Source organism: Pirellulales bacterium (assembly GCA_036490175.1).
Taxonomy (GTDB): Bacteria; Planctomycetota; Planctomycetia; order Pirellulales; family JACPPG01; genus JACPPG01.
In genome coordinates this window covers 22,813-49,742 of record DASXEJ010000332.1, presented here as the reverse complement: position 1 = coordinate 49,742, position 26,930 = coordinate 22,813, and the positions used below count along the sequence as shown (strand labels likewise).

20 protein-coding genes are annotated in these 26,930 nt (G+C 58.8%); 11 read left to right on the top strand and 9 right to left on the bottom strand.

The window, feature by feature from the left end; translation table 11 throughout:
* Window positions 1-1,210 (top strand): adenosylmethionine--8-amino-7-oxononanoate transaminase (gene bioA / locus VGG64_25155; GenBank protein ID HEY1602918.1); only part of this gene is annotated, 1,210 nt, incomplete at its 5' end.
* Window positions 1,211-1,266: 56 nt separating this feature from the next.
* Here the strand turns inward: bioA and VGG64_25150 are convergent.
* The 5 genes from VGG64_25150 to VGG64_25130 form a co-directional block, all read right to left on the bottom strand.
* On the bottom strand, window positions 1,267-2,271 hold the full coding sequence (locus VGG64_25150) for a hypothetical protein (GenBank protein ID HEY1602917.1): 1,005 nt from the start codon (window positions 2,269-2,271) through the stop codon (window positions 1,267-1,269).
* A gap of 123 nt (window positions 2,272-2,394) precedes the next feature.
* Entirely contained in the window at window positions 2,395-4,995 is a 2,601-nt protein-coding gene (locus VGG64_25145) for a hypothetical protein (GenBank protein ID HEY1602916.1), read from the bottom strand.
* 953 nt (window positions 4,996-5,948) lie between these two features.
* On the bottom strand, window positions 5,949-6,314 hold the full coding sequence (locus tag VGG64_25140; protein ID HEY1602915.1) for a hypothetical protein: 366 nt from the start codon (window positions 6,312-6,314) through the stop codon (window positions 5,949-5,951).
* 280 nt (window positions 6,315-6,594) lie between these two features.
* Window positions 6,595-6,996, bottom strand: a complete 402-nt coding sequence (locus VGG64_25135) for a 6-carboxytetrahydropterin synthase (protein ID HEY1602914.1) — start codon at window positions 6,994-6,996, stop codon at window positions 6,595-6,597.
* Window positions 6,997-7,098: 102 nt separating this feature from the next.
* Window positions 7,099-7,782, bottom strand: coding sequence for a 7-cyano-7-deazaguanine synthase (locus VGG64_25130; GenBank protein ID HEY1602913.1), 684 nt, complete (start codon window positions 7,780-7,782; stop codon window positions 7,099-7,101).
* 576 nt (window positions 7,783-8,358) lie between these two features.
* On the opposite strand from VGG64_25130, the gene VGG64_25125 reads away from it, so the two are divergent.
* The 5 genes from VGG64_25125 to ccsA all read left to right on the top strand — a co-directional run bounded on the left by VGG64_25125 (window position 8,359) and on the right by ccsA (window position 16,154).
* On the top strand, window positions 8,359-8,700 hold the full coding sequence (locus VGG64_25125) for a hypothetical protein (GenBank protein ID HEY1602912.1): 342 nt from the start codon (window positions 8,359-8,361) through the stop codon (window positions 8,698-8,700).
* Between the two features lie 79 nt (window positions 8,701-8,779).
* On the top strand, window positions 8,780-10,270 hold the full coding sequence (locus VGG64_25120) for a helix-turn-helix domain-containing protein (protein ID HEY1602911.1): 1,491 nt from the start codon (window positions 8,780-8,782) through the stop codon (window positions 10,268-10,270).
* Window positions 10,271-10,350: 80 nt separating this feature from the next.
* Entirely contained in the window at window positions 10,351-11,172 is an 822-nt protein-coding gene (locus VGG64_25115) for an OmpA family protein (protein ID HEY1602910.1), read from the top strand.
* 255 nt (window positions 11,173-11,427) lie between these two features.
* Window positions 11,428-12,522: a hypothetical protein gene (locus VGG64_25110; GenBank protein ID HEY1602909.1), complete on the top strand. Its 1,095-nt coding sequence runs from the start codon at window positions 11,428-11,430 to the stop codon at window positions 12,520-12,522.
* Between the two features lie 164 nt (window positions 12,523-12,686).
* Window positions 12,687-16,154, top strand: a complete 3,468-nt coding sequence (gene ccsA, locus VGG64_25105; protein HEY1602908.1) for a cytochrome c biogenesis protein CcsA — start codon at window positions 12,687-12,689, stop codon at window positions 16,152-16,154.
* 30 nt (window positions 16,155-16,184) lie between these two features.
* On the opposite strand, the gene VGG64_25100 is transcribed toward ccsA, so the two are convergent.
* From VGG64_25100 to VGG64_25090, 3 genes are all read right to left on the bottom strand, one after another.
* The gene (locus tag VGG64_25100; GenBank protein HEY1602907.1) at window positions 16,185-17,534 is read right to left on the bottom strand and encodes a hypothetical protein; all 1,350 of its coding nucleotides are present in this window, start codon (window positions 17,532-17,534) and stop codon (window positions 16,185-16,187) included.
* A 57-nt stretch (window positions 17,535-17,591) separates the two neighbouring features.
* The gene (aroC, locus tag VGG64_25095) at window positions 17,592-18,731 is read right to left on the bottom strand and encodes a chorismate synthase (protein ID HEY1602906.1); all 1,140 of its coding nucleotides are present in this window, start codon (window positions 18,729-18,731) and stop codon (window positions 17,592-17,594) included.
* 148 nt (window positions 18,732-18,879) lie between these two features.
* On the bottom strand, window positions 18,880-19,773 hold the full coding sequence (locus VGG64_25090; protein ID HEY1602905.1) for a phosphoribosylaminoimidazolesuccinocarboxamide synthase: 894 nt from the start codon (window positions 19,771-19,773) through the stop codon (window positions 18,880-18,882).
* 378 nt (window positions 19,774-20,151) lie between these two features.
* Here VGG64_25090 and VGG64_25085 point away from each other — a divergent pair, with 378 nt between their 5' ends.
* On the top strand, window positions 20,152-21,639 hold the full coding sequence (locus tag VGG64_25085; protein HEY1602904.1) for a hypothetical protein: 1,488 nt from the start codon (window positions 20,152-20,154) through the stop codon (window positions 21,637-21,639).
* A 47-nt stretch (window positions 21,640-21,686) separates the two neighbouring features.
* Here the strand turns inward: VGG64_25085 and VGG64_25080 are convergent, their stop codons facing one another.
* On the bottom strand, window positions 21,687-23,108 hold the full coding sequence (locus VGG64_25080) for a PhoPQ-activated pathogenicity-related family protein (protein ID HEY1602903.1): 1,422 nt from the start codon (window positions 23,106-23,108) through the stop codon (window positions 21,687-21,689).
* A 376-nt stretch (window positions 23,109-23,484) separates the two neighbouring features.
* Here VGG64_25080 and VGG64_25075 point away from each other — a divergent pair, with 376 nt between their 5' ends.
* The 4 genes from VGG64_25075 to VGG64_25060 all read left to right on the top strand — a co-directional run bounded on the left by VGG64_25075 (window position 23,485) and on the right by VGG64_25060 (window position 26,891).
* Entirely contained in the window at window positions 23,485-25,323 is a 1,839-nt protein-coding gene (locus VGG64_25075; protein ID HEY1602902.1) for a carbamoyltransferase, read from the top strand.
* 30 nt (window positions 25,324-25,353) lie between these two features.
* Entirely contained in the window at window positions 25,354-25,794 is a 441-nt protein-coding gene (locus VGG64_25070; protein ID HEY1602901.1) for an SxtJ family membrane protein, read from the top strand.
* Window positions 25,795-25,862: 68 nt separating this feature from the next.
* Window positions 25,863-26,057 (top strand): DUF5989 family protein, encoded by a 195-nt coding sequence (locus VGG64_25065; GenBank protein ID HEY1602900.1) that lies wholly within the window; start codon window positions 25,863-25,865, stop codon window positions 26,055-26,057.
* 39 nt (window positions 26,058-26,096) lie between these two features.
* Complete coding sequence (locus tag VGG64_25060) at window positions 26,097-26,891, top strand: MOSC N-terminal beta barrel domain-containing protein (GenBank protein HEY1602899.1); 795 nt, start codon at window positions 26,097-26,099, stop codon at window positions 26,889-26,891.
* Window positions 26,892-26,930 lie beyond the last annotated feature (39 nt).

The window sequence follows — 26,930 nt, the reverse complement described above, 5'->3', positions numbered from 1 at the left end:
CGTCAGCAGCCTATGGTGCAACGTTCATGGTCACCAGCATCCGCGAATCGATGCGGCAATTCGCGATCAGCTCGACAAGGTGGCGCACACCACGCTGCTAGGCGCGTCCAACTCGACGACGATCGAACTTGCGCGACGACTGGTTAAAATTTCGCCAGCGGGTTTGAACCACGTTTTCTTTTCGAGCGATGGTTCGTCGAGCGTGGAAGTCGCATTGAAGATGGCCTTTCAATACTGGCAACAGCGCCAGGATCCGCGTCCGGCCAAGACCCGTTTTCTTGCCATGACTGACGCCTATCATGGTGACACGCTCGGCAGCGTGAGCGTCGGCGGCGTGGCCCGTTTTCACGCGATGTTCCGGCCGCTGCTATTTGACTGCATCCGCGTACCATCGCCTGTAACGTATCACGCCCCTGCTGACATATCGCGCGAGCGGGCTGCAGAATACTATTTAGGCTTTGTCGAACGCACCCTAGCCGAGCGACATGAGGAAATAGCCGCCCTCGTGGTCGAGCCATTGGTGCAAGCCGCCGCCGGCATTATAGTGCATCCGGCCGGCTACCTGAGTGGACTGCGCGAGTTGACGCGCCGTTACGATGTGCTCTTGATTGCCGACGAGGTGGCCGTGGGCTGCGGTCGGACGGGACGAATGTTCGCTTGCGAACAGGAAGGCGTATCCCCTGACTTCTTGTGCTTGGGCAAGGGATTGACGGGCGGCTATCTGCCGCTGGCCGCAACGCTGGCCACGAGCGAAGTGAGGGACGCCTTTCTCGGTCCTTACGCGGCCGGTTGCCAGTTTTTCCACGGTCATACGTTCAGCGGCAACCCTCTCGCAGCGGCCGCAGCGCTCGCATCGCTACAGGTGTTTGAGGATGATCAGGTACTCGCAAGGTTGCCCCCGAAGATCGATAGAATCGCATGGCACTTACAGCGTCTGGCTCAGCATCGTTGCGTGGGAGATGTTCGACAATGCGGCATGATTGCAGGCATCGAGTTGGTACGCGACAAATCGACGCATACCCCTTTTGACTGGGAGGAGCAGCGCGGCCGGTCCGTCTGTCGCTACGCACGCGATGAAGGCGTTCTGCTGCGTCCCTTGGGCGATGTCGTCGTGGTTATGCCGCCGCTGGCGATCACGCTCGCCGAGATCGACAGCATCTTTGCGGCCGTCGAGCACGGGATCACTCGTGCGACGGTCGATGTTCAATAGGGATTAGCGTTCGACGGCGGAACGTCGTCAGTAGTCGGCATTGAACTGGCAAACTGTTATTGTGCGGCAGATTTGCTGCCGTGCGGCGAACCAGCGATGGGCTGTCCCTGCGATAGCGGGCGCCCGGCTACGCTGTAACCCATCTCGTGCATCTGTTTCCGCATTTCACGAAACATCGGGAAGCTATCTTCGTAAGTCCAAAGCGTGATGGTAGTGCGCCGTGGATCGGTACCCGCTAACGACGTGCGGAACCTTGATTGTGATGCTAACGCCTCCTCGAGTGGTTCGCCGAGGTCGGCGGACATGGGGATGAGCGTGAATTGGCGCAGTTGCGCATAGCTGCCTGAGTGACCCGAGTCGGGCTGCATATCGACTCGCTCGACGATGTACTTCAGGCGGAAGCCGTCGACGGGGCCTACAGTGTCTGAAAACTCGCGCTCATCGCGCAGGCGATCGACCTGCTCGTGGACGCGACGTTTGAACTTCTCGAGTAGCACGTCCAGTGGGATTACCGAAATCAGGCCGTCTTTCAGCTGAAAGTGCATTTCCTTGCCATAAACGACCTGGCTAATGGGCGTCGGGTAGGTGCGGACCTCAATCGTCGGCGCTGCTGACGTATCCAACGACTGCTTTTCCTGCTCGATCTGATTCAGTTTGGCTTCCGCGACCGCAAGGCTCTGCTCAAGATCGAATTGATCTCGCGAGACGCCGCTCAGCGATTTGCGTTTTTCTTCGATCGCGTTTTGACGCTGTGCCACAATCTGTGCGAGTACGGCGCGCTCCTGATAGCGGCCTGCGGCGGCCATCGTGACCTTTTGAATTTCTGCCGTAAGGTCCAACGAGTCCTGCTCGAGCGCCGTCATCGCCGACTGTGCCTCTTCCAACGCCGCTGACGCTTTCTCTTTCGATTGAAGCCCGGGAGAAAGCAGCGATGGCAAATGCTTGATCCGCATGCTGGCAACGACAACAAGTATGATCAGAATACCGACAATGTTGGCGACGACATCCAGAAAGGAGTCGTTGCCGAACGCTTCTTCTTCTCCTCGAACGACACGCGCCATGGGAGCTCATTCCACTCGCTTACGATGACAAAAACGCTACAAGGGTCATGCAAAGCCAAAAGCGCGCCGGCGCCACGGTGCGCAGTCCAAAAACCTGCACAAAGGTTCCGCCACTCTTGTGTCTCACCATGGGGTAAACTTTCTTTTCGGTTTCGCCGCCTGGGCCGGCGCCTTGGGCGCTTGTTTCACGTTCAGGCCGCTGTCGGCCAGCAGAGTCTGCAAATCGGCATAGCGGCCGTCCGCGCCTCGCGCCACGTCGACTGACAAGCTTGGCTGCCAGTACATACCCCGGCCCGCTGATCCCCAATTGTCGACGTGCTTCCAGACGGAACTGACCAGATCTTCGACCGAGTCTTCCGTACGTGCGGTCAGCGGAATCTCCTGTGTTTGCGAAGGATTCTGTTCGGAGCGCAATATCAATTTGTCCGGCAAGCACTCGACGCGCACTGGACGAGCGATTGGAACTGCATGACGTGCTTCTTCAGGCAGGCCCCAGTTCTTGCCGCGACTGTCGGCCATGCTTGATGTCGCCGTTTGGCCCTGGTTGCCAAACGTCAGGTTGGGCATTGAAGGTTGGTTCGTCATGCTGGGACTGCCAGAGGCCGAACTCGATGAGGAGCTGGATGAACTGGAGTTGCCGCTCGCGCTTGCCGACATCATGCCGGCCTGCCCGCCAGGACTACCCGGTTGTCCACTAGATGCTTGTCCGCTTTGCCCGCCGCCGGGTTGTCCGCCAAGTTGTCCTGCCCCCGCCTGTCCGGTTTGCGTGTTTGATTTTCCCCCGGGACCGCCGCCCGGGCTGCCTCCGGAATTTCCCCCCGCACTTCCTCCAGGACCACCGCCGGGCTGACCGCCCGGTTGTCCACCTGCCGCGCCCGGAGCACTTAGCTGACCGGTGCTCGAGTCGCCCCCAGCCAGACTATCACCGATAGTGCCCGCTGCGCTGTTTGCTTGCTGTGCGAGTGCGTTTGCCGCCGCACCTGGCATTGCCTGCCCTGTGCCACCGGCGCTGCCATTGCCACCCAGGCTGTTGGCGCGCTGATCGAATGAGCCTCCTGCGGCGCCCCCGCCCGAGGCGTTGCCCGCTACATAACCGCCGAGCATGTCACCTGAAGCACCGCCCCCGCCCGCGCCGGCTGGTAGCCCACCCGCCCGAACACCGGCCAATCCGGCCTGACTGCCCGTTGGTACTGCGATTGGCGCAGCACCAGGAACGTTTGAGTTACCGGTCCCCGTGCCAGTGCCGCCTCCTAATGAGGGGCCATCACCCGCAGCACCCCCTGATCCGGTACCGTTCCCTAGGCCATTGCCCAATGTGTTATTGGCGGCAAGACCCGATTGCGCGCCACCGAAACCTGCCCCTCCTTGGACGCTGCCGGCGGTTGCACCGCCATCGTAGCTCGCTGCTGACCCGCCAGAACCCGTGCCCGTCGCAACACCAACTGCGCCAGTCCCTGGCCCCGCGCCCGGCTTGCCGCCACCTGGGTAGCTCGAAGTCCCGCTAGCAGCGGCACCGTATACGCTCGCAACGTCGTCGCCACCGTCCGACGAATCGGTTGTACCGTTTGAGCCTCTGGCTGCGCCATTGCCAGAGCCGTACCGTCCTGAACCGCCAACACGTCCGGCCGTACTGCCATCGCTCCCAGGTCCACGACCGCTGCCGCCCCGATTCGCATAACCACCTCGGCCACCCGACCGGCCCGATCCGCCATAGCGACCGTTGCCGCGCACATCGTCGTCGGTTGGGCCGCTATCTTGCACGATGCCCCCTTGTGAGGAAGCTCGATACCATTTTGCTGGTTTGTTTTCCGCGTAATAGCGGGGGGCCGCGCGGGCCAGAACGCGCTGTCGAATACGTGCCTCCTGCACAGCGACCCGTATCGACTCAACCATGGCCGGCTGCGGGTCACGGTATTCCAGCTTCCAATCCTGGTCGATGAACTCATAACCAAATTCCGAACCCCATGAGGTCATGCCGGCGCGAGCCGCGTAATACATTTCGATGCCGTCCGGCCGAACCAGCAGCAGCGGATAAGGCTCGCCAGGCTCTCCCTCGCGAGTGCCTCGGTAGTCGATGAGGTATTCCCGCGCGGCTCGCAACCCTGCAGCAAGTGGGTTGCCGGGGCCGAGCGGGCCTGCGAAATCATCTGGCGAGAGCTCAACGTTCTCCGGCTGTAGAATGATACGATCGCCTGTACATTCAATGTACATGGGGCGGCGCATGGTCTGATTTGGCCCCTCGTAAGGCACGACCGCGTACGAAGGGCGACGAGAGCGAACATCTTTACGAGCCTGCTCTAGATCCTTTTCGGCGTCGGCGGCCAATCCCGCAAGACGGCGTGCCTCACTGCGGAGACCTTCAAGTTGCGCGTCGTTGTGGTCCTTGGTCAGAGCCGCCTCGGCAGCCTCTAACTCGGCCAGTTGCATGCGCAAGCGGCGCGAGTGTTCTTCGATGTGACTCAACTCCAAACGACGGTCCCGCAATTGCGCACGGGTTTGTTCGCGCGCCGCCTCCAGGTGCTTGGAACGCCACTCGACGGTCTCGCGTTGCGAAACCAGTTCTTCGACCTCCGTACCGGCCTCGGGCGCCGCTTCTGCATTTTTGATCTGGGCCGTTCGCACCACGCAAATCAGGACGATGATCAGCGCCCCCAACGTACACAGCATCACGTCTAGAAACGTGAACAGCGAGAACGCTGCGGTCTTCCTGGGTGAACGACTCATGCCGTGCGGCCTGCCTGAAAGATGTCTTTCACCCGAACTCGAATCGTCAGTGCCGCGACCAGCGCTCTTCGATCGACCCCGCTAGGCCCAGCTGGCCGACCATCCGAAGCCAAACTGGCGCCGCATCGGAACTTGCCTTCGGCCAAAGCCAGTGCGCAGCAGTAGTCTGTCGATACAATCGACCTAATCGATAAAGTCAGTGCAGGAAAACGGGCGCCAGCATGCAGCCGGGCTGCGATATCGGGCCGCTAAAGCTACTCGGTAGGCTTGTCAGCGCCAAGCACAGTTGCACCGAGGGAATCTGGGAGGAGAGGCGAAGCTAGCAGCCAGGTCCAGCAGTCTCCCAAGAAACATGCGATTCCGCGCCAAATGCACCACCTCGGCGAACCGTCGACTTGGCGAAGTGACGTGGGTGCCTAGAATCCTGTGGCAGCAAGCGACATCGCCACGACATGTGCAATGCGTTGCAAAAGGGTCGCCTTGAATTTGGAAAACGAAAACGTTCCAGCCTACGCGTGCCGGCGTCCTCTATGTACGTTGAGAGGCATCGATCATTTCCTTCGCTATCGCGACTCACAATGGTGGCAACGCATCTTCGGGGACTCTCAAGGAAACGGCCTCAGATTCCTGACATCGATTTGCCGATATCGTGTTGCATTATCCTTGTGTGCCCTAGTGATAGCCCTACGGCAGCAGTGCAAGAAATGCTCGCAGACATTTTGGGTCGATAGGCACGAAGCGAAAAACGGGCGATCCGCAATCCTGCCGCGGCGCGTCTTCGCACTCCCCTACCCCGACAACGCAGATTATCGACGCGCCTTCCCAGGAGGGTACGCTCTGGTGTTGACTGGAAACGGTCCGCCAGAGCGTTTTTTTTTGCGCCAGTCCAGCCAATGCTTGCACGACAGCTGCTAGACTGGCGCAAGCTTGCAATGGGCCGTACTCACATCTACCTACCAGCGATAATGGCCGTGGCCATAGCCGTGATGACCATAACTGGCATGCGGATAGAATCCGCCCGGGGTATAAGCGCCATACTGCAGACCTGGATAACTTGGACCGCCACCAAACGGTAATCCAGCGTACATATATGGCTGCGAAACAACGGGAGCGACGCCCGCGTAACCGGCATAGTTCGGCCCCGGATAGCCACCATAGCCGGGGCCTGGATAGCCGGCACCGTAGTATCCCGTATAGCTTGGCGTTCCAACGGACAAGCTAAAGAATCCCGGGCCTGCTTGGGCTTGTTCTGGGTCGGAGAGTCCCACGGCAGCCAACATCACTCCCGTCATGACTACGCTCCACATGATGCGTCGCATGTCCTTACTCCTCTCTCCTTGAATTTGCACTTTTCTTGGAGGCTACCGAAGGCCTCCTCTTGCTTGCGTGGGACAAGATGCACGTACCGTGCCGCAAAGAATAATGCCGAAATATGTCAGCGCAAGTTCAATCGCAGCTGAACTATCCAGATGGCAGCATCGGGAGTAGCCCTGCCGGCAGAAAGGCTGTTTCCGTCGCGAACCTGCGACAATCACCTATCGCATTGATGTCGCGCTTGCAGCTGTACGGACGTGGGGCAAACGACGCGCGCTACGCTGTTCAGCGGCGATATGTCGCGAAACAGTGCGGCGTTTCCCACAGGTGCGCTTCGACAATTGGAAATCCCTGCGCGGCGGTAAACTCGAAAATCAATTTGGCAATGTTCTCGGCCGTGGGGTTTTCGTCGAGTAGATAGAGTGGTTCTCCCACCTCGCGCAACAATGGCACCACCGGGTCATCACGATGCAGCAACATACGATGGTCTAACTGATCGTCGATCCAGCGGCTTACTACTTGCTTGATGTCGGAGAAATCCAACAGCATGCCACGATCGTCGAGCGCGGCACCTTCGAGCACGATAACCGCTCGGCCATTGTGCCCGTGCAGGTTCTTGCACTTCCCATCGTAATTGAGCAACCGGTGCCCATAGCAGAAGTCGATTTCGCGTGTGACGCGGAACATGGTCTAACCTCGGCCGCAGTCAACAGCGGCCTCCCCTAGTTTTGATGAGTGAAGTCAAACTGTCTCGGGCAAAATACAAATTCGCGGCGTTATCGTGCCGCGTTATTTCAATACACGTCCTCGTGCGTACTGCGTCGGGTCAGGCAGCCCGGAATTCAGAAAAGCCTGCCGGCGTTCTTCGCACTTGTTGCATTCTCCACAATGAATTCCGTCGACAGGCGCGATGCAGGAGAATGTCAATTCCAACGGGTAACCTCGCCCCAATTCCATAACTTGGCGTTTGGAAAAGGTGGCAAAGGGCCGTACGATGCGCAGTTGGCTGTCGGTTGCACGGTTTAAGGCAGATTCAAACTCTGCAAAGAATTGGTCCGTGGCATCGGGAAACGGATTCGACCCCAACGGGGCAAGCGCAAGCTCGCCAATACCGCGCAGCTGGCACCAGATGACTGCCTTGATGAGCAACAGCGCGTTTCTGCCTGGCAGATACACGGCCTCGTCCGGCGTGTCGGCCCCCGGAACGGCCTTGCCGGTAGTGCTCCAATGCACTCCGTACACATCGTCGAGAGGCAAATCTAGCGTCACTAGGGGCGACAAGCTTGGCCGATTCAATGCCCGCAAGTACTTCTGGAGCCACGCCCGTTCGGTCTGTTCCCAAGTCAAATGAGAACGAACGTAGAACGGCTGCACTCGACGCCCAGCATCAATCAAATGTGCAAGTAGGATCGCGCTATCGAGCCCACCGCTCACCAGCAAGCCTATGTCGGCGGTGCGCGTGGCGTGCTGCATGCTGCCGGTTGTTTGCTTGAGGTTAGAAAAGAGGCGGGCTCGCTTATTGTAGACAAGGATGCCGGCAGGTCGACCCGACCACCGCTAGCGAGCATTGCCGGTAAGGCTCGTCACGCTAAGGGCTTGGCACTACTTGACCTTGTGGTCGCCCGACGGCGGCGGTACACTCCCGCGCGTTTTTGTCTCCACCGTGTGAATGGCGCAGGCTCGTCCACGGACGAGCCTAGGCAGTTCGGGCCGGTGGGACCATGGCTCGGATCCCAGGCGTTAGCGTTCGCAATCGGCGGAAATCCCTTCTTGCTGGCCACCGTACGAGAGTTTGGATTGCTATTTCCCAGACGAGTTGTACGGCTTCCGGCCCTAGATTCGCGATTTTAAGTCTCCGGCGTTCAAAGGTGGAACTGGTGCGGTTCTAGCGGCGGTGCGGGTATTTGGTCCGTAATTGGTTCGGTCACCCCCTGTTCCGCAGTACCAGAACCATTTCGCCGGCACATTTTTTGTTGAATCGGAAATTGGGCTTCTTAGAATGGACTAAGGACCCCAGTTTCCCTAATCCCATCAGCCCTAGGTGGTTGCATGAGACAAATGATACTGGGAGCTTTAGCCGGCGCTGGCGTGGCGTACGCGGCTGTCGCGGGAGGCGGTGACAGCGGTCGTGCCCTGGCACAACGCACGTCAACGGCGCCCGACATATCGGATGGACTAATCGTCCTGCCTTCGCAATCGGCCGATGGCCGCCAAATGTTGGCGATCGTTGACTCAAAAACGCGGGTGCTGGGCTATTACCAGCTCGATCCGAGCAAAGGCGATATTGTTCTAAAAGGTGTACGGAAGTTCCAGTGGGATTTGCAGATCGACGAGTACAACGGCGTCAGCCCGTTGCCGTCGGAAGTGCGGGCCCTCGTGGAACAGAGATAAGCGTCCGCTGGTTGTGCGATGCAACCGGCGAACTGGGTTCTCTTGCATGGCGAGAGAACACAACTGCCGGAGGTAACGCATGACCCGCAAGTTTGTCACGTTGGCCGAAGCTGCCGAACAGTTGGGGATGAGCCCCGACGAAGTCAATGAACTGCGGCAGCAGGGACATTTGTACGGTTACCGTGATGGCACGAGTTGGAAGTTTAAGCCCGAGGACGTTGATCGGGTTGCGGAGAATCGTTCGTCCGGCGCGGCCTCGGACATGTCAGGAGAGGTTTTTCTGGGAGACTCGCACGAGATCAGCGAAGTCCCGCTGGACCTGCCGATCGATCCGGACGATGCCGACGACTCGGGCGACGATGTGGTGCTTTTGAGTGAATTCGAGCTTGGAAGTTCGGGTCCCAGCGCCTCGGCGACCGTAATTGGACAGCCGGGCCTACCTCTTTCTTCGTTCGATAGCGACGTGAAACTGGTGTCATCCGACGATGCGTCGGCCGGCGCCTCGAAAACAATGATCGGTTTGCCAGGAACACCGCTTTCGCCAGGCGAGAGCGCGGTGAAACTGGAGACCGCCGGCTTTGAGGACGCGAGCACTTCCCGCACAATTATTGGAACGCCGGGTCTACCTCTGGGTCCCGAGGATAGCACGATTCGTGTGCAATCAGGGAGCGCCAGTCCTGACAGTCCCTCGAGCACAGTGATTGGCAAACCCGGTCAGGGCGTGGCGTCGGACGAAAGCGAAATCAAACTTAGTGCCTTTGAGGACAGCAACTTTGACCTGGGAACCATCAGCCCCCCTGCCGCGGGCAGCAGTCGCATTATCGAACCGCCGCCCGTCGGAGGGTCGACAGTTTTCGCCGGCGAAGCGCTGCCGGTCGATCCGGTCGTCGACTCGGGCATTACCTTGGCGAACGAGTATTCGGACGACGATTTTGTGCTCGGCGGCCCCGGCAGTGACATCACCCTTAGCCCTGGAGACAGCGGCATCTCGTTGGTCGATCCAGCGGACAGCGGGTTGTCGTTGGACGCGCCGATCGAGTTGCGTTCGGCCGGAGCCGACCCATCGTTTGAAGTAGCAGAGTCGGGTGAGGATCTCGGTGGGGCCACCGAGTTCGATTCCGATGATGTAATGGATCTGAAGACCAGCGACGAGTTTTTGTTGACGCCCATGGCGCCGGAGGGAGAAGAGTCCTCGGAAGACAGTGGGTCACAAGTAATCGCCGTCGACTCGGAAAGCCCCTTCGAGGCGACCGACTCTAGCATGTTCGCCTCAGCCGAAGGGGGCATGTCGACCATGCTCGAGGAGGATGTCGGTGCAGGAGGGGGGTTGTCCGAAGGAGGCTTGGGAGGACCGGCACCCGCGTTTGCCGCCGCCAGCGGGACAGCGCCGGTCATGACCGTCGAAACGCCTTATCCTATCTGGGTCGTATTGCTGCTTGGCATGTGCCTGCTGTTCATGTCGTTGTGCGGAATGATGATGTACGACCTGGTGCGAAACATGTGGAGTTGGAATGGTCCGCTTCCGGTCAACAGCACGATCATGGACGCAATCATGAATTTGTTTGGCTAATTGCTCACGAGCAGGATTAGTTTCGCGCGCGGCCGACAAATTACAGCGATCAAGTGTGCGGATTCGAAAGGAGTCGAATCATGGGCTGGTCCCGTCAACTATCGATCTTTGCCCTACTGGGCTTGATGGCGATTGCGCCTGGGTGCCAGTGGAGCTCGCCTGGGCAGCTTTCCTCTGCTCAGATGCAGAGCCGGGTGCTCACCGAGCAGAACCAAGCCCAATTACAAGAGATCGAGAATCTCAAGGCGCACAATCGCACTATCGAGAACAAGCTGATCCAGGCCGAGGAGGAATTGGCCGAATTCGATCAGCGTCTAGGAGTCGACCGCCGGCAGCTCGCCAACTATCAGAAAGAACGCCGGAAGCTTCGCGGTCAGGTTGATTCACTCGTTGAAGGCGCGCGGAGCGACAAATCGTCACGCGACCTGCAACTGGCCGACCTATCGCGACGCTACGACTGGCTCGCTTACGATCCGGAAATGGGCGTCAGTCGTTTCGACATCGACGTGCTTTTCGACAGCGGTGAGGCCGAACTACGGTCCGACGCGCGGACCTCATTGGACGAACTCGCACACTTTCTCAAGTCGCCCGAGGCTAGCGAGCTGCGAATTATGGTTGTCGGCCATACCGATAGCCGACAGATTGCCAAGCGACCAACCCGAGACAAATATCCCGATAATTGGCATCTCAGCGCCGCGCGGGCCCTGGCCGTGGCTGATTACCTACGTAACAAAGGCGTGCGCGACGAACAGATCGGGGTTGCAGGCTACGGCCACCACCAGCCGATCTCGACAAACGCGGATTCCGAAGACCGGCATTCCAATCGCCGGGTCGAAGTCTTTGTGATGGGCCCGGAAACCCCTGTGGTCGGCTGGACCGAGACAACGACGAGCGTTTATTGACCTGCGGTCGCAACGGCACAGAACCGTTCCGGCACGCCTCGCCAGGGCTATCTTGCCCGTCCCAAACCGATGTAGGGGGCGTATCTATACTTTCGCCTTACGCGAGCGCTATAATGGGTGACGAGGGACATGGGCCTGCTGCGTCTTGATAGACGCCCCCGCCGATTGCGGCCCGGTTTTCACCCCCTAGCCGTAAGTCTTTGTTGCATGCTCGCTTACAAATCGCGACCTGCGATATACCCGTGTTTTCTAACGTTGCTTACGGGACTATTCCTAGTGGGCACGGCCGGCTGCGATCGTAGCGAAAAAATCAGCCATTATCGGGTTCCCAAGGATCGGGCACTCACCGCCAGCAACGGCCCGGACGCCAGCGAAGAGACGCCGTCGCAAGCAGCCGACTTCCGGATGCTGGCGGCGATGATTCCGCGCGGCGAGCAGGCGTGGTTTTTTCGCTTGTTAGGACCAGCCGACTTGGTCGCTGGTCAGACGGACAACTTTCGCGCGCTCGTCAAAAGCGTCCATTTCGTCAGCGATGCTGCCCCCGAATGGACATTGCCCGAGGGTTGGCAGCAAAAACCCGCCTCGGGGATGCGATACGCAACGATTGAAATCGCGGCGCCGGACGCCAAGTCGTCAACTGCGCCACTCGATCTCAGTGTCACTCTGCTGCCGCGGACAGAAGCTGATCTCGACGCATATACCTTGTCGAACCTGAATCGTTGGCGTGGTCAGTTGGGGCTGTCGCCTGTGGCGCTCCCACAGCTGCACGAGAATGTGACATCTGTCGAAATCGTCGATGGAACGGCCACATTGGTCGATCTCGTGGGTCATAAGCCGCAAGACAGCATGTCGCGGGCACCGTTCGCGGGCAGGGGAATACCCTCCGCCGCTCCACTGCAAGATCCGAGGAAGGAGCCACGCGGACCGGCATCCTCAAGTTCGGAATTGACTTACGACAAACCGGCGGGGTGGCAACCAGCCCCCGCAGGTGGCTTGCGCAAGGCGGCCTTTGCAATTGCCGACGGCGCCGAATCGGCCGAGGTGACGGTTATCAGTCTCGATGGTGCCGGGGGTGCCTTACTTCCGAATATCAACCGTTGGCGACAACAGATCGAACTCGGCGAGATAACACAGCAGGAACTTGATGCTGGGCTCAGGAAGATTGAAGTCGCTGCGCAATCTGGCGACTATGTAGAACTCGTGGGGCCGAAGAAGGCCATTCTGGGCGTGATGGCCGCCGAAGGGGGCCGCGCCTGGTTTTTCAAAATGACCGGCGATGTGCCGCTGGTCAATCGCGAGAAGCCAAACTTCGAGGCGTTTGTTCGGTCGGTGCGCTTCGCCGCGCCGTAGCAGGGGCCCCAGCGAGACGATCCTGCGACGACTTCAAGTGCGCGAAGAGCACGTCCGCTTCAGTTCATGCGGCGTGACTTTGCGAAGACGATCGAAATGTTAGGCATGCCTTTCCGTTGCAACGGGGGGCGTGGACACCTGACCAACCTAAGAAAGACGACACGATGGCAAGCGACCTCTTGCAACAACGGCACGCGTCGGCGGAACGAGAGTCGACCGAGACTTCGCTGCCCCGCGTGGTGGCCGACGCCTTGCGACCACTCGCATCGCTGAAAATCACCGTCGTGCTCATGGCGATGGCGATTTTTTTGATTCTGGCCGGCACGCTGGCCCAAATCGACAAGGACATCTGGCAGGTAATGGCGGAGTACTTCCGCACTCCGGTGGCTCAGATCGATCTGCGTGTTTTCTTCCCCCGATCGTGGAGCGTGCCGGCGGTAACATTTCCTTTCCCCGGTGGATTTTTGATCGGCGGGGCGATGCTTGTGAATCTACTGGCGGCGCATTTGCTTCGATTCAAGATTCAAGCTCGCGGTGGACGCCTAGGGGCCGGCCTGACCGTAGTGGCCGTGGGAGCGGCGCTGACTTGGCTGGTGATCGCCAGCGGATCGAATCCCAACGGTTTGCAAGATTCCCCCATAGTTTCTTGGTCGACCCTATGGGCTGGGTTAAAGCTGGGGCTGGCCGCGCTTTGGCTGGGCACGCTGTACCTACTGTTGAAGATCGAGCCGACGCGTCGCGTCGAACGAGTGGCGCTGGCGATTTTAGCGGCCGGATTGGGCGGACTGGTCGTTTGGCTCTACATGCGCAGCAGCGTTGAACTCGGCGAATCCTCTTTGCGCATTCTCTGGCAACTGCTCAAGGGGGGATTGGCCGGCGTAGTGCTTTTAGCCGGTTGCGTATTGTTGTTCCGCAAACGGGCCGGCGTCGTGCTGCTGCACGGCGGCATCGCCCTGATGATGATCAACGAACTGGTCGTCTACGGTTTGCACTCCGAAGCTCTCATGCAGATCAAAGAGGGAGAAACCGTCAACTACGCGCAGGATATTCGCACCGTCGAATTGGCGGTGGTCGATCCCACCGACCCTCAGGAAGACGACGTGGTAGTCGTGCCCAAGTCGTATATGACCGAAGGGGCCAAGATCAGTGATGAGCAACTGCCGTTCGATATCGAAGTCGTACGCTATCTGCCGAATTCAACACTCCGTGAAACTAAGCCTGATGAACAGAATCCGGCCGACGCCGGAACCGGCTTGAAGTTCGCTGCGCAAGAAGTGCGGCCGGGAACGGGCACCGACAACGACAGCAAAGTCGACATGCCCGCCGCCTATGTGCGGATCCTGGACAAACAACACGACGACAAGCCTCTGGGTACCTATCTTGTCGGCATCCTGCAATCATTTCGCGGCGTACCCGAGCACGTGACGGTCGACGGCAAGACGTACGACATGTCACTGCGATTCAAGCGGGATTACAAGCCCTACTCGATGCACCTAATCGACGGTCGCTTCGACAAATACATGGGCACCGACAAGCCCAGTAACTATTCATCGGATCTGCGGCTAGTCGACGCCACGCGCCAGGTGGACCGCAAGGTTCATATCTGGATGAACAATCCGCTGCGTTACGCCGGCGAGACGTTCTATCAATCGCAAATGGACGTCGATCCGGCCACCGGGCGCGAATTCACCGGCCTGAGCGTCGTCGCCAACACAGGCTGGATGATTCCCTATGTGGCCTGCATGATCGTGGCTACGGGGCTGCTCGCGCATTTCTGCATCGTGCTGATGCGCTTTCTCAAACGGCCCCGCGGAGAACAGGTCGCCGATCGCCGCTGGTCGTGGACAGATCTGGCAGTGCCATTTTTCGTCGTAGCTACTGCGCTGGCCTTTACATACTCGTCGATCCGGCCGCCACGCACGGCGGTAGGTCAGATGAATTTCGACGCCTTCGGACGTTTGCCCGTGATGTACGAAGGGCGCATGAAGCCCCTCGACACGTTGGCGCGCAACAGCTTGCGCGCGTTGTCCGACTCCGAAACATTTGTCGATGAACTCGGCAAGCGACAGCCAGCGGTGAAGTGGCTGTTGGACGTCATCTCGGACGCTCCGGAAGCGACGAAATATAACGTCGTGCGAATTCAGAACTTGGAAGTGCTCGACATCTTCGGTCTAACGCGGCGCGAGGGATATCGCTACGCGATCGACGAGTTGCGCAAGAACATTGCCGAGTTCGACAAGCAGGTTAAGGTAGCACAGGATACACTCCCAGCAGAGCGCAGCGTCTACCAGAAGAAGCTTCTCGAGTTGGAAAGCCGCCTGCGGATTTATTTGACGCTCGATACGGCTTTCGAGCAGCTCAATGTGCCCAAGGAGCGGCTGTCGCCCGAGGTCATGCAGGAACTGGTGCGACGACAAGGGCAGATGTTCCGCGCTATGCACGTGCCGCTTGCGATACCGCCGGATTCAGGACAGGGAGACTGGCGCCCCTATGCCTTGGCGTGGACCGAATTGTTGGCGCAAGCCAGCGCTGGTGATCAGCCAAGTCCTGCGACACTCTCGTTTGCCAAGATTTTGCTGGCCTACGGCCAAAACGATGCCTCGGCATTTAACAAGGCCGTCTCGCACTACGAATCCGGTCTTGAGACCGATACGCCCGATGGCCTTAACCTGAACAGAATTGACTTCGAAGCATTCTTCAACCGCGCCCGGCTCTTCTTTTGGGCCAAGTGGTTGTACGTTGTTGCGTTTGCCTTGGCCGCGCTAGCGTGGCTGGGTTGGGGCAAGCCACTCAATCGGGCGGCATTTGCGCTGATCGCCTTCACATTTGTGCTGCACACCACAGCGCTCGTTTCGCGAATTTACATCTCCGGACGACCGCCCGTGACGAATTTGTACTCCGCCGCCATCTTTGTCGGTTGGGGAGGAGTATTGTTGGGCTTGGTGTTGGAAGGGGTGTATCGCCTGGGGATTGGGAACATCATCGCCGGCGTAGCTGGCTTTGCCACGTTGTTGATCGCCGACGGCCTGGCATCCGACGGCGGAGACACATTCATCGTGCTGCAGGCGGTTCTCGATACCCAGTTCTGGCTTGCCACGCATGTGACGTGCATCACATTCGGCTATGCGACGACGTTCGTCGCAGGCTTGTTGGGCGCGCTGTATATCGTTGGCGGAGTCCTGACGCCCTCACTGTCCAAGCAGCGGGCCACTGATTTGGCGCGGATGATTTATGGCGTGGTGTGCTTCTCGATCTTCTTCAGTTTCGTCGGCACGGTTCTGGGTGGGCTGTGGGCCGACGATTCGTGGGGGCGCTTTTGGGGATGGGATCCCAAAGAAAATGGTGCGCTGATCATCGTCCTTTGGAACGCCCTTGTATTGCACGCCCGCTGGGACGGCATGATCAAGGAACGCGGCCTGGCAGTGCTGGCGGTGCTCGGCAATATTGCCGTCGCCTGGTCGGCATTTGGCGTCAATCAACTCTCGGTGGGATTGCACTCCTACGGTTTTACCGAAGGGATTGCTCTGGCGCTTGTACTCTTCGTGGCCTCGCAGCTAGCGATCGTCGGGCTGGCAATGGTTCCCCGTAGCAAGTGGTGGAGTTCGCGCGCCGCGGGCAAGGCAACGGCCTAGCTCGAAATGGCAGCCTGGGCATTTGCGATTTTAACGGCGCTCGCTATCGGATGGCCGAGCCGCTGCGGGAGAGCGACCGGGGGTCCGCGCGGCGCCACTGACGGGCGACACGGCGCTGCTGACCGGCAGCGGCAATCGTTCCAAAAGCAAAATCGACGATGGTGTGGCAGGTATCGGCGGACCGTTGTCGTCGGCTAATCCCCGCACCAGATTTAGAACCGATTGCGGTTGCAATTCAGTGCGTGGCGCCGCAAGCAGCGCCCGATTATCACCGTCGACCAACATCGCACCCGAACGATTACAACGTCCGGCGACGGCGAACTGCCCCCGCGAATCAATTCTGAATTCAAGATCCAGATGCGCGTAGGGAACCATCCCGTCCGAGTCCTGGGGATTGTAATGAGACGAGCATCCGAGTGAAGTCGACAAGGCGTCCCTCAACGAACGACTAATGCGTCCTGGTCCACCGACGACACGTGCCTGCATATAGTCCAGGCGGCCGCCACGAAACCGCGCCGGCTCGGTAAGTTCGACGTCGACGGTGCTATCTAGTGATCGGTCGAGGTAGGTATTCGCCAGGCCGCCAATATTGATTCCTGAAAAGGTGCCCAAAACTACGACGGGACCGCCCGATTCGGCATCTTGGGCTTTGCACGAGCCACGGAAATAGCTTCCTTGCAACTGCGGCAGGTCCCCGGATATCGCGGACAACCAAGTGCAGGGTATCGCGTGCTTATTGGTGTGCAGTTCCCACTCCGAAGTAATCGGTGCCGGCGATTTTCGCGTGCGTACAATCTTCAGCAAAATCTTGTCCGCGCTGGATCCGTCTGCCGAGCCCTGTCCTGCTGGCACCATGCTCAACAATGCTTCGCTCTCGAAGTTGCTCATACGAATCGACACGCTGGCATCCGTCAGAGAATCGGCGTCGATCGTGTCGGCGAAAATAACTTGTTCAAAGCGAATCTGGAGACGGCATTCATTCGCGGAGTGTCCGGTTCGCAGGATGCGATCGAGCAATGCAAAGCAAGCCGTTAGCCCGCCGTGCTCGAGTAATAGTCCACCAACAGATACGTCCGTCGGCCCGCCTGTATTGGACATCCGAACGGTAACAGTATCGCACGTCGCTACCGGGGTCCCACTTTCGGCGTCGTACAGTTGCAGATCTTGATAGCACAGCAGACCCGGTCGCTTGTGCACTACTTCAGAGACGTGGACGCGAAGTCCGAGCGATTGCTCCAGCGAAAGTTCAAGCCGTTTGGCGTAGAGCGAGGTGTGCCGGAACGTGCCCCACAGCACCAGCGCAAGCGTCGGCAACAGGCATCCGATCAGGAAGCCGGCCCGGCACAATTGGCGTCGTGTTTTCTGACGCAGTCGGAACATCCTTGTTCCTGCAAATCATTACTTGCTGCGGTTCGATCTTGCTAACGCTGGAACGGCTTAACGCTGTCGCGCCATTTCTTGAAACAAATCCCAGCGGGCCTGCATCTCCGTCAAGCTGTCGCCGCCGAACTTTTCGATTAATGCGGCGGCAATCTCGAAGGCCACGACATTTTCTAGAATTACGCCAGCGGCCGGCACCGCACACACATCGCTGCGCTCGTAAGCCGCCGCTTCAGGCTCCTTCGTGCCAAGATTAATGCTTGCTAGCGGTTTACGCAGCGTGCTGATGGGTTTTTTGGCCGCACGGATGACTAGCGGCTGACCGTTAGTCATGCCCGCCTCGAGTCCTCCGGCATTGTTTGTGGGACGAACATAGCCCAGATTGGCAGTGTTCTTTTGGCGCTCGTCGTACTCGATGGGATCGTGAACTTGCGAGCCGCGCCGCCGCGCCGCCTCGAACCCCAAACCAATCTCGACCCCCTTGATGGCTTGCACAGCCATAACGGCCTGGGCTAAACGGCCGTCAAGCTTCACATCCCACTGCGCGTGCGTTCCCAGACCAAACGGCAGACCTTCGACGCGCACCTCAAGAACCCCACCCAGCGTATCGCCCTCCTTACCACACTCGTCGATCAGGTCCTTGATCCGCTGATCCTGGGCCGGATTGAGCGAGTAGATCTCGCTTTCATCACGCAAGACCCGCTGTTCTTCCAGAGAGCCGGGCTGCGGCTCGATGGCAATGCCGCCGAGCTCGACCGTGTATCCGAAGGCCGTGATGCCGAACTGCGTCAACAACTGCTTGGCCAGTGCGCCGGCCGCGACGCGAGCTGCCGTCTCACGAGCACTTGCGCGTTCCAGAATGCCGCGGATCGAGCCAAGATGCTTAATGGCTCCGGTAAGATCACCATGCCCTGGACGCGGACGGTCGAGATCATCGAGCCGGTCGAGTTTGTTGTCCTTGTTGGCAACGATCATTGCGATCGGGCTGCCCAAAGATTGCCCCTTCCAAACGCCGCTGAGGAGCTCGACACGATCGGTTTCGATACGTTGCCGACCACCGCGACCGTATCCCCCCTGCCGCCGCTGTAATTCACGATCTATTGATGCAGTCTCAATCGACACGCCGGTCGGAAATCCCTGTACCAACGCCACAAGCGCCTTGCCGTGCGATTCTCCGGCGGTCCAATAGCGCAGCATGGGCGTGAAGGCTCACAAGCGGACAAAAGTTCACGGCAGGACCGAACGACCTGCCCGAAAACGCCCATTTTAACTGGGTTTGCCCGATGGGGACAGGGCGGTTCGCGGGTCCACGCTGCCCACGCCAGCAACGCTGGCGGCCGGCTCCCTATCGCCAGGGAAAGCTTCGTCCGGTAAGACGCTCGTACGCTTCGATATACTTCTCCCGGGTCCGCGTCACGACATCCGGCGGCAATTCGGGCGGAGTGCTGTTCTTGTCCCAATCTGTCGTCTCGAGCCAGTCCCGCACGAACTGCTTGTCGAACGACGGTGGGCTGCCGCCGGGCTTATAGGCGTCGGCTGGCCAGAACCGCGAGCTGTCGGGCGTGAGCACCTCGTCGATCAGAATCAACTGACCATTGACGCTTCCCCATTCGAACTTTGTATCACAGATGATGATGCCCTTGGTCAGGGCCAGTTCAGCGCCTCGCTGGTAGACACTGATACTGCGCTCGCGCAACTCGTCGGAAACGTCTTGGCCGACTATTTCAACCATGCGCTCGAAGGAGATGTTGATGTCGTGTCCGCTTTCTTCCTTCGTGGCCGGTGTGAAGATGGGCTCGGGTAACTTCGAGCTTTCGGTCAGGCCCGCCGGCAGGCGGATGCCGCACACAGTGCCGTGTTGGCGGTATTCTTTCCAGCCGGAACCAGCAAGATAGCCGCGCACCACACACTCAATTGGTACAACTTGGGTTTTGCGAACCAAGGTCGACCGCCCCGACAGCATCTCGCGATCGGCCGACGGCGGCAACTCCGCCATTCTCTCAATATCGGTCGAGAGAACGTGATTGGGTTCGCCTAGTTCGTCGAACCAAAACGAACTTAGCTGCGTGAGGACGCGCCCCTTGTCGGGAATGCCCGTCGGTAATACCCAATCAAATGCACTGATCCGATCGGTTGCCGCCAGCAACAGCTTATCTCCCAAATCGTAGACATCTCGTACTTTGCCGCGGCGCACCGGGATACCTTGGATCGTCGTCTCCAGGACAGCGGAAGTAGTCATCGTCATGCCGGCTCCCTCGGAAATGAGTGTGCAAAATATGGCGTCTGGCCGCGCTGGCCACCCTCCTGGGCGCGATACCAGTCCGCCTGCGCACGCCGCAACGGCAGATGTACGAAACTCCCGTCTCGCATCTGGTGCGATGCACGCGGCAACTATACCAGTCATGACAATCGTGAGCCAGTTCCGGCCGGCAAAACGATGGCCAACTACGGCCATCGTGACTTACGCTTTTGACAAGCTTGCTGATCCGGCGAAGCTGGGCTAGACTCGGCCCAGGGGCGAGGGAAGTGTTGGCCCTATTGGCCACGATCGCAAAGCTGACGCGTGGGCGGCTGCGCCGACTTCGCGGACTGAGCGCGACCTGAGGATTTTCTGCCGATGGGCCTTCTGCGGTTCCTGGTTGCGCCCCCGAGCCGCATCACCTCTGAGGCGGCCAGCCGTGCTTACCTGGTCGGCCAGGAGCAGATCCCCTGGGTCACCCGCACACAATTCCAGAATGGGGTGCTTAGCCTCAGCCGCAACGAGTCGGATTCAGCCTGCTTGTGCATTCCCTTTCATGTCGAGGGCCGCGGTGAAGTTGCCCTGACTACGTGTACGTTGATGGAGCGCTTTGCCCCTTATCAGTTGGGAGTCGAGCTGGCCCGCGGCAAGATCTATCAACTGCGTATGCAGATTGCAGATTGGCAGACCTTGGGAGTACGGCCAAAGGAGAATCATCTCGCGGCGCTTCAAGAAGCCACAATGCACCTCGCTCGCGCTGCCACCTCGCAGCAAGACCCGAACCTTGCGGCTCAGCATGCCGATCGGGCACTCACGAAGGCGCTCGACCTCGCGGATTTGCTGGCCACACGATACGTCAGCAAGGCCATCGCCGCCCGACGCCGCGTCGCGACAGCTCTGCCGGCACTATTAGGAACAAATCTCGGACCGAAACTGCTCCGGGCCACGGTGTCACGACACGTGCTTGCGGCATTTAACGTTGCCGCGGTGCCCCTCGTTTGGCGCGACATTGAACGGCAAGAAGGGACCTATCGCTGGGATGTCTCCGACCGACAAATCGCCTGGTGCCACGAGCATGGGCTGCCGGTGATCGCCGGGCCGCTTTTACAACTCGACGATCGCGGCCTGCCCGACTGGCTAGCCATCTGGCAAGGTGACTTCGACAACATTTTGTCGTTTGTCAGCGACTACGTTGAAACGACGATCAATCGCAACCGAGGCAAAGTAAGCCTTTGGCAATGCGCCGCCCGTGTCAACATCGGAGACGTGCTGGGACTGGCCGATGAAGATCGATTGCGATTGGCAGTGAGGACGTTCGAGATCGCCCGTCAACTCGATCCCCGCACACCGGCGATCTTGTGCTTCGATCAGCCGTGGGGAGAGTACATGGGACGAGCAGAACGCGATCTCTCGCCGCTGCACTTCGCCGACATTCTTGTACGTTCCGGCTTAGAGTTGTCCGGCCTGGGGCTTGAGCTGAATGTAGGTTATTGGCCGGGCGGCAGCTTTTTGCGCGACTCGCTGGAATTCAGCAAGCTTATCGATAGGTGGTCCGCGCTGGGATTGCCGTTGTGGTTGTTTCTAACCGTGCCAGCGAGCCAGGAAACCGACGAAAAGGCATACGGCCGTACGCTACCACTGGGGGGACCACGTCCTTACGGTTGGAATCCAGATGCGCAGCGCCAGTGGTTGCGACAAGTTGCGCCATTGCTGGTTGCCAAGCCTTCAGTCCGAGGGCTGATCTACAACCAGCTTTGTGATTCGCATCGGCATTTGTTCCCTAATAGCGGCCTATTCGATGCCGAAGACGCGCCACGGCCTGCTTTGGGAACTTTGGCGAAGGTTCGGAAAAAGTACCTAACCTAATTGCTTTGCGCGGCGAACTCCGAAGTTATTGATTCGGATCGCAGGACTTATTTCCCGTTGGCGGCCGCTGCGTCTTTAAACGGTAGCGTATCGGGCGTCACACGTACGGGCGTCGTAAACTTGAATGGGAATGCGAAGCCGCTGTCGAATACCAACTCGACAAAATAGGCCGTCCACCCCTGCTCGGGCCGGTCGACGCTGGCTAGATACTCTCCGTCGGCCACTGGAGCGAGCACGCGACTCGTGTATTGAGGTCCAAGTGTTTCCAAGCGAAAGTCGCGCGCCTGCGGATTCGTTGCCTGCCACAGATTGACTTGCCGCGGCTTTTCGCGCGTTGAGACACGAATCCCGCCACCGTCGACGAAGGTCCAGCTGAACTCCGGTCTCGGCTTGCCAATTAGCACCGCGTTGTAAAACGCCATGATGCTTTCGAGCGCATCGGAGCCTTCCAAAGAGTGGTCGGCGTTGGGCACATAGCGGAGGTGCTTTTCTCCCTTCAAATCGTCGAAATAGAATTGCGAGGAATCGGGCAAGAAAAATTGGTCGCCCGCCGCGTTGACGATGTACTTGGGCATCGTCAGCCGGTCGATATACGAATATGGGTCCTCCAATTTCAGCAGGCTGGCATATTCAGGCGTATCCTGCATCTCAAACAGCTTATGGCGAACGTAATCTCCCACCGAGGGAGCCCAAAACCCATAGGCGTCATGATGATGTTGCATCGAGCGACGGACATTTAGTACGTCGATCACAATGGGCACGATCGCCACGACTCGTTTATCGACGGCGCCGGTGAGCCAAGTCGTCCAACCGCGCTTCGACCCGCCGGCAACTACAAAACCGTCGATCATGTGCTTACCGCCCGCCTCGCTGGCGAGCAAAGCCTGCATCGCGTCCATGGCCCGTACGGCGCTTTTGACCATCGGCATGCGCGCCGTCCATGTGGGATCGCCCGTCTTGATGAGCTTTACCCAACTGTAGGCGATTAGATTGTCCTCGACGCGCTTTTCACCATCCTGATGAAACACGAGCGGCTGATTCGGAACATTTTTAAGCTCGGCAACCACCGAGCCGGTGCCTACGGCCAGCTTGGTAATCATGTCACTGCCCCCCTTGGGAGCGTCGCCACCATTACCGCCGCCGCCAATGAAGAGCATCGCCGTCTTACTTTGAGTGCGATCTGGCTTAACGATTACCAGCCAATGCTCCCATAAAGTCCGATCGACCTCGTCGCTGGTACGCCAAGTTTGACTTTTGAGGTCGACGACAAAGGTCGTAAATCCGTCACCGCGTATCGTGTCGACGACCTTCCAAGAGAAACTGGCGTCCGGCTTGGCAATGTATTGATCCAAGGCGGTCAGAATCGGCTTCGGTTCGTCGGCAACTACCGGCGCCGTCGCACGCATCCACAGGCAGCAGAATGCTATCAGGAAGACGGGGGCCTTGAGTAACAATCTCTGGCGGCTCATTGCTAGAATCTCATCGAGTGGCTTCAGGAGTTGCGCGTGACGAAGTTCGCGTGCGTCGGATCGACCTTACCACGCCCCGGTTGCCGGCGGAAGCAGCACGGGACACACATGTCGATTGACCGGCGCCGAACGTCGCAACATAATGCTAAATCATGCCAAGGGCATTTCTGGTTTGGCCCCCCGGTCGTCTGCCATCCGGCATTTTTTGAGGCCGCTTATGACCAGAGAGCTACATCAAAAGCCCAATGAACTCCAGAACGAACACAGGGTTACCGACCGCCATATAGGATGTTTGCGGGCGAGACAGGCGACCTCCGTGCGTGGAAGTCGCACCACGGTCAGCCATTAGCGTCCCTAGCCACGGATGAGGCTCAGCATGACGGCGATCCTCGGCATTTCGGCCTTTTACCACGATTCCGCGGCGGCGCTGGTAGTGGACGGCGAAATCGTGGCGGCTGCTCAGGAAGAGCGGTTCACGCGTAAAAAGCACGACCACGGTTTCCCTCAGAACGCGATCGATTATTGCCTATCGGCCGCCACGTTACGGCCCGAGGATCTCGACTACGTCGGCTTTTACGACAAGCCACTGACGAAATTCGAGCGATTGCTCGAGACTTATCTTGCCTACGCCCCTGCCGGATTTCGCTCATTCCGCATGGCGCTTCCCTTGTGGCTCAAGCAGAAGCTGCACCTGCCGCGCGAATTGGATCGCGGGCTGCAGAATCGCTACAAGGGGCGATACATTTTCACCGACCATCACGAATCACATGCCGCAAGCGCTTTCTTCCCTTCGCCATTCCACGAAGCCGCGATTCTGACCCTCGACGGTGTCGGCGAGTGGAGCACGACGTGCGCCGGCATTGGACGCGGCAATAAAATCTGCCTCGATGAGGAAATCCGCTTCCCGCATTCGCTGGGACTATTGTATTCGGCCTTCACGTTCTATACCGGCTTTCGCGTCAACAGCGGCGAATACAAGCTGATGGGACTGGCCCCCTACGGGCGCCCCTTGTACGAGAAACTAATCCGTGAGCATCTCATCGACCTGAAGGAAGATGGCTCATTCCGGCTGGATATGAGCTACTTCAACTATTGCCAGGGACTGACGATGACCGGCCCAAGATTTCACAAGCTCTTCGGCGGCGAACCGCGGCAACCTGAATCTCGCGTCACGCAGCGCGAGATGGACCTGGCTGCGTCGATTCAGGTAGTCACCGAAGATGTGATGCTACGCTGCGCGCGGCACGTTCACGCCCGCACTGGCTTGAAGAATCTAGTTTTGGCCGGCGGTGTGGCGTTGAATTGCGTCGGCAACGGTCGCATTCTCCGCGAGGGCCCGTTCCAGAATGTGTGGATTCAGCCGGCGGCGGGCGATGCCGGCGGGGCACTCGGCACGGCACTGTTCATCTGGCATCAATTGCTCGATAGACCGCGTCATCCACGAAGATACGATCAGCAGAAGGGATCGTTTCTCGGCCCTTCGTTTAGCGACGACGAGATCGTTGAGTTTCTCGACAGCACGGGCGCCGTCTACACCACATGTGCTTCGGAAGATGACCTCTGCGATCAAGTCAGCTCGCTCATCACCCAGGAAAAAGTTGTCGGTTGGTTTCAAGGACGCATGGAATTCGGACCGCGCGCCCTGGGCGCCCGCAGCATCATCGGCGATCCGCGCAGCGAGAAAATGCAATCGGTGATGAATTTGAAAATCAAGTTTCGTGAATCCTTCCGGCCGTTCGCTCCCGTCGTATTGCAGGAGGAAGTCGACAAGTGCTTCGAGATGCGACCTTTGGAAGACAGCCCCTACATGCTGCAAGTGGCGCCAGTGCGTCAGGAGCTGCGCACAGAATTGGCGGACGATTATCAACAGGCCTTCGGGATCGATAAGCTCAACCATAAGCGATCGACCCTGCCGGCAATCACGCATGTCGACTATTCCGCGCGGGTGCAGACGATCGATCGGGTGCGGAACCCGTTGTTCCACAATCTGCTGACTAAATTCCACGAGAAGACCGGATGCCCCGTGCTCATTAATACCAGCTTCAATATCCGTAGCGAACCGATCGTGTGTACGCCGGAAGATGCTTACCGCTGCTTGTTGATGACCGAGATGGACGTTCTCGTCATGGGTCGACAGATCATCCTCCGCGAAGATCAGCCGCAGGTTGCCGACGAAGACAAAGCTAAACATCTGGCCCAGTTTCAACTCGATTAATCGTCAAAATCCTCGACGGAACTACTACATATGGCCCTGATAGACGTCTCGTGGCAGCCAACCGACCGCCAACTACGGCAATTCGGGTGGATCGCATTGGCAGGATTGCCGATGCTAGGTTGGCTGTTCGACGGCAAGCCCTGGCCACTGGCCGACTCTACGCAAATGCAGCAAGTCGTGCTCACCACGCTGGCCGCCCTGGGCGTTATCGCCGCGACGCTGGCGATCTTATGCCCGCAAGCACTGCGATGGCCGTTCGTCGGCGCAATGCTGCTCGCATTACCTCTCGGGCTGGTCATGGGCGAGGTAGTCCTCGCGATCATTTATTTTCTGCTTTTTCTACCGGTGAGCCTGGTATTTCGCCTGATAGGACGCGACGCCCTGGAGCGCGGCATCGACCACCGCGCAAAGACTTATTGGCAACCCAAGGCGCATCCACCGGGCCACGAGAGCTATTTCCGACAATCCTAGCCAGTCCATCGCCGTGCCCGTCGCGACCAGTGTCAGGCGGGCTTCTCCCAGCGGAGTTTTTGGATCCAATGTCAGAAGCACCAAAATCCTTCGATGACCTGAAGAACCAAGGCCGTAACAGCCTGTTCACCGAATTCCTGTATTTTCTCGCTCAGAACAAGAAATGGTGGCTATTGCCGATTCTGCTCGTCATGGGATTAGTTGGCATCCTCGTGTTGTTGGCGGGAACGGGCGCGGCGCCTTTTATCTACACACTGTTTTAAAGTGTCGACGTTCGGCCCCCTTATGAGGATATGGCGTTCATGATCCGACTATCGCGGATTGCGATTTACCCAATTAAATCGCTCGACGGTCATGCACTGAACGAGGCGCATATCCTGCCGACAGGCGCCCTGGCGAATGATCGTCGCTACGCCTTGCGCGACACCCAAGGCGCCTGGGTCAACGCCAAGGCCACACCTCATATTCATTTGCTTCGCGCAAAATTTAGTACAGATCTGAACAATGTCACATTATCCTCGCCAAACGACGGAGTTCAGAAGGTTTTTCATTTGCCCAGGGAAGTACCACGGCTTGAGTCGTATTTGACCGAGTTCTTCGGCAAGCGGATCATGCTCGTGGAAAACCAACTCGCAGGCTTTCCAGACGACACCGATTCGCCCGGCCCGACGATCGTCAGTCGACAAACGGTCGGCGAACTGGGCCGCTGGTTTGCAGGCATCGCCGAAGACGAAGTACGAGCCCGTTTTCGGGCCAATATCGAGATCGATGGAGATGCTCCCTTCTGTGAAGATAGGCTGGTTGCCGACGATCGGCATGTCGTGCGTTTCGAGATCGGCGACATTGTCTTCGACGGTGTCACGCCGTGCCAACGCTGTGTGGTCCCGACGCGCCATCCTGAAACGGGAGAGATCTATCCGCAATTCGCCCGCCATTTTGCCGACCGGCGACGCGAAACGTTGCCGAGTTGGGCGGCGCCGGAAAGGTTCGACCACTTTTATCGATTGTCTGTCAACACACGCCTCAGCCCAATCAGCACGGGTGGCACAATTCGGGTTGGGGACGAAGTACGGATTCTCGGCGTGGTGGCGGCGTGAGACAGATGAGCCGAAATAATCTGTCATTTCGCCGCCTCG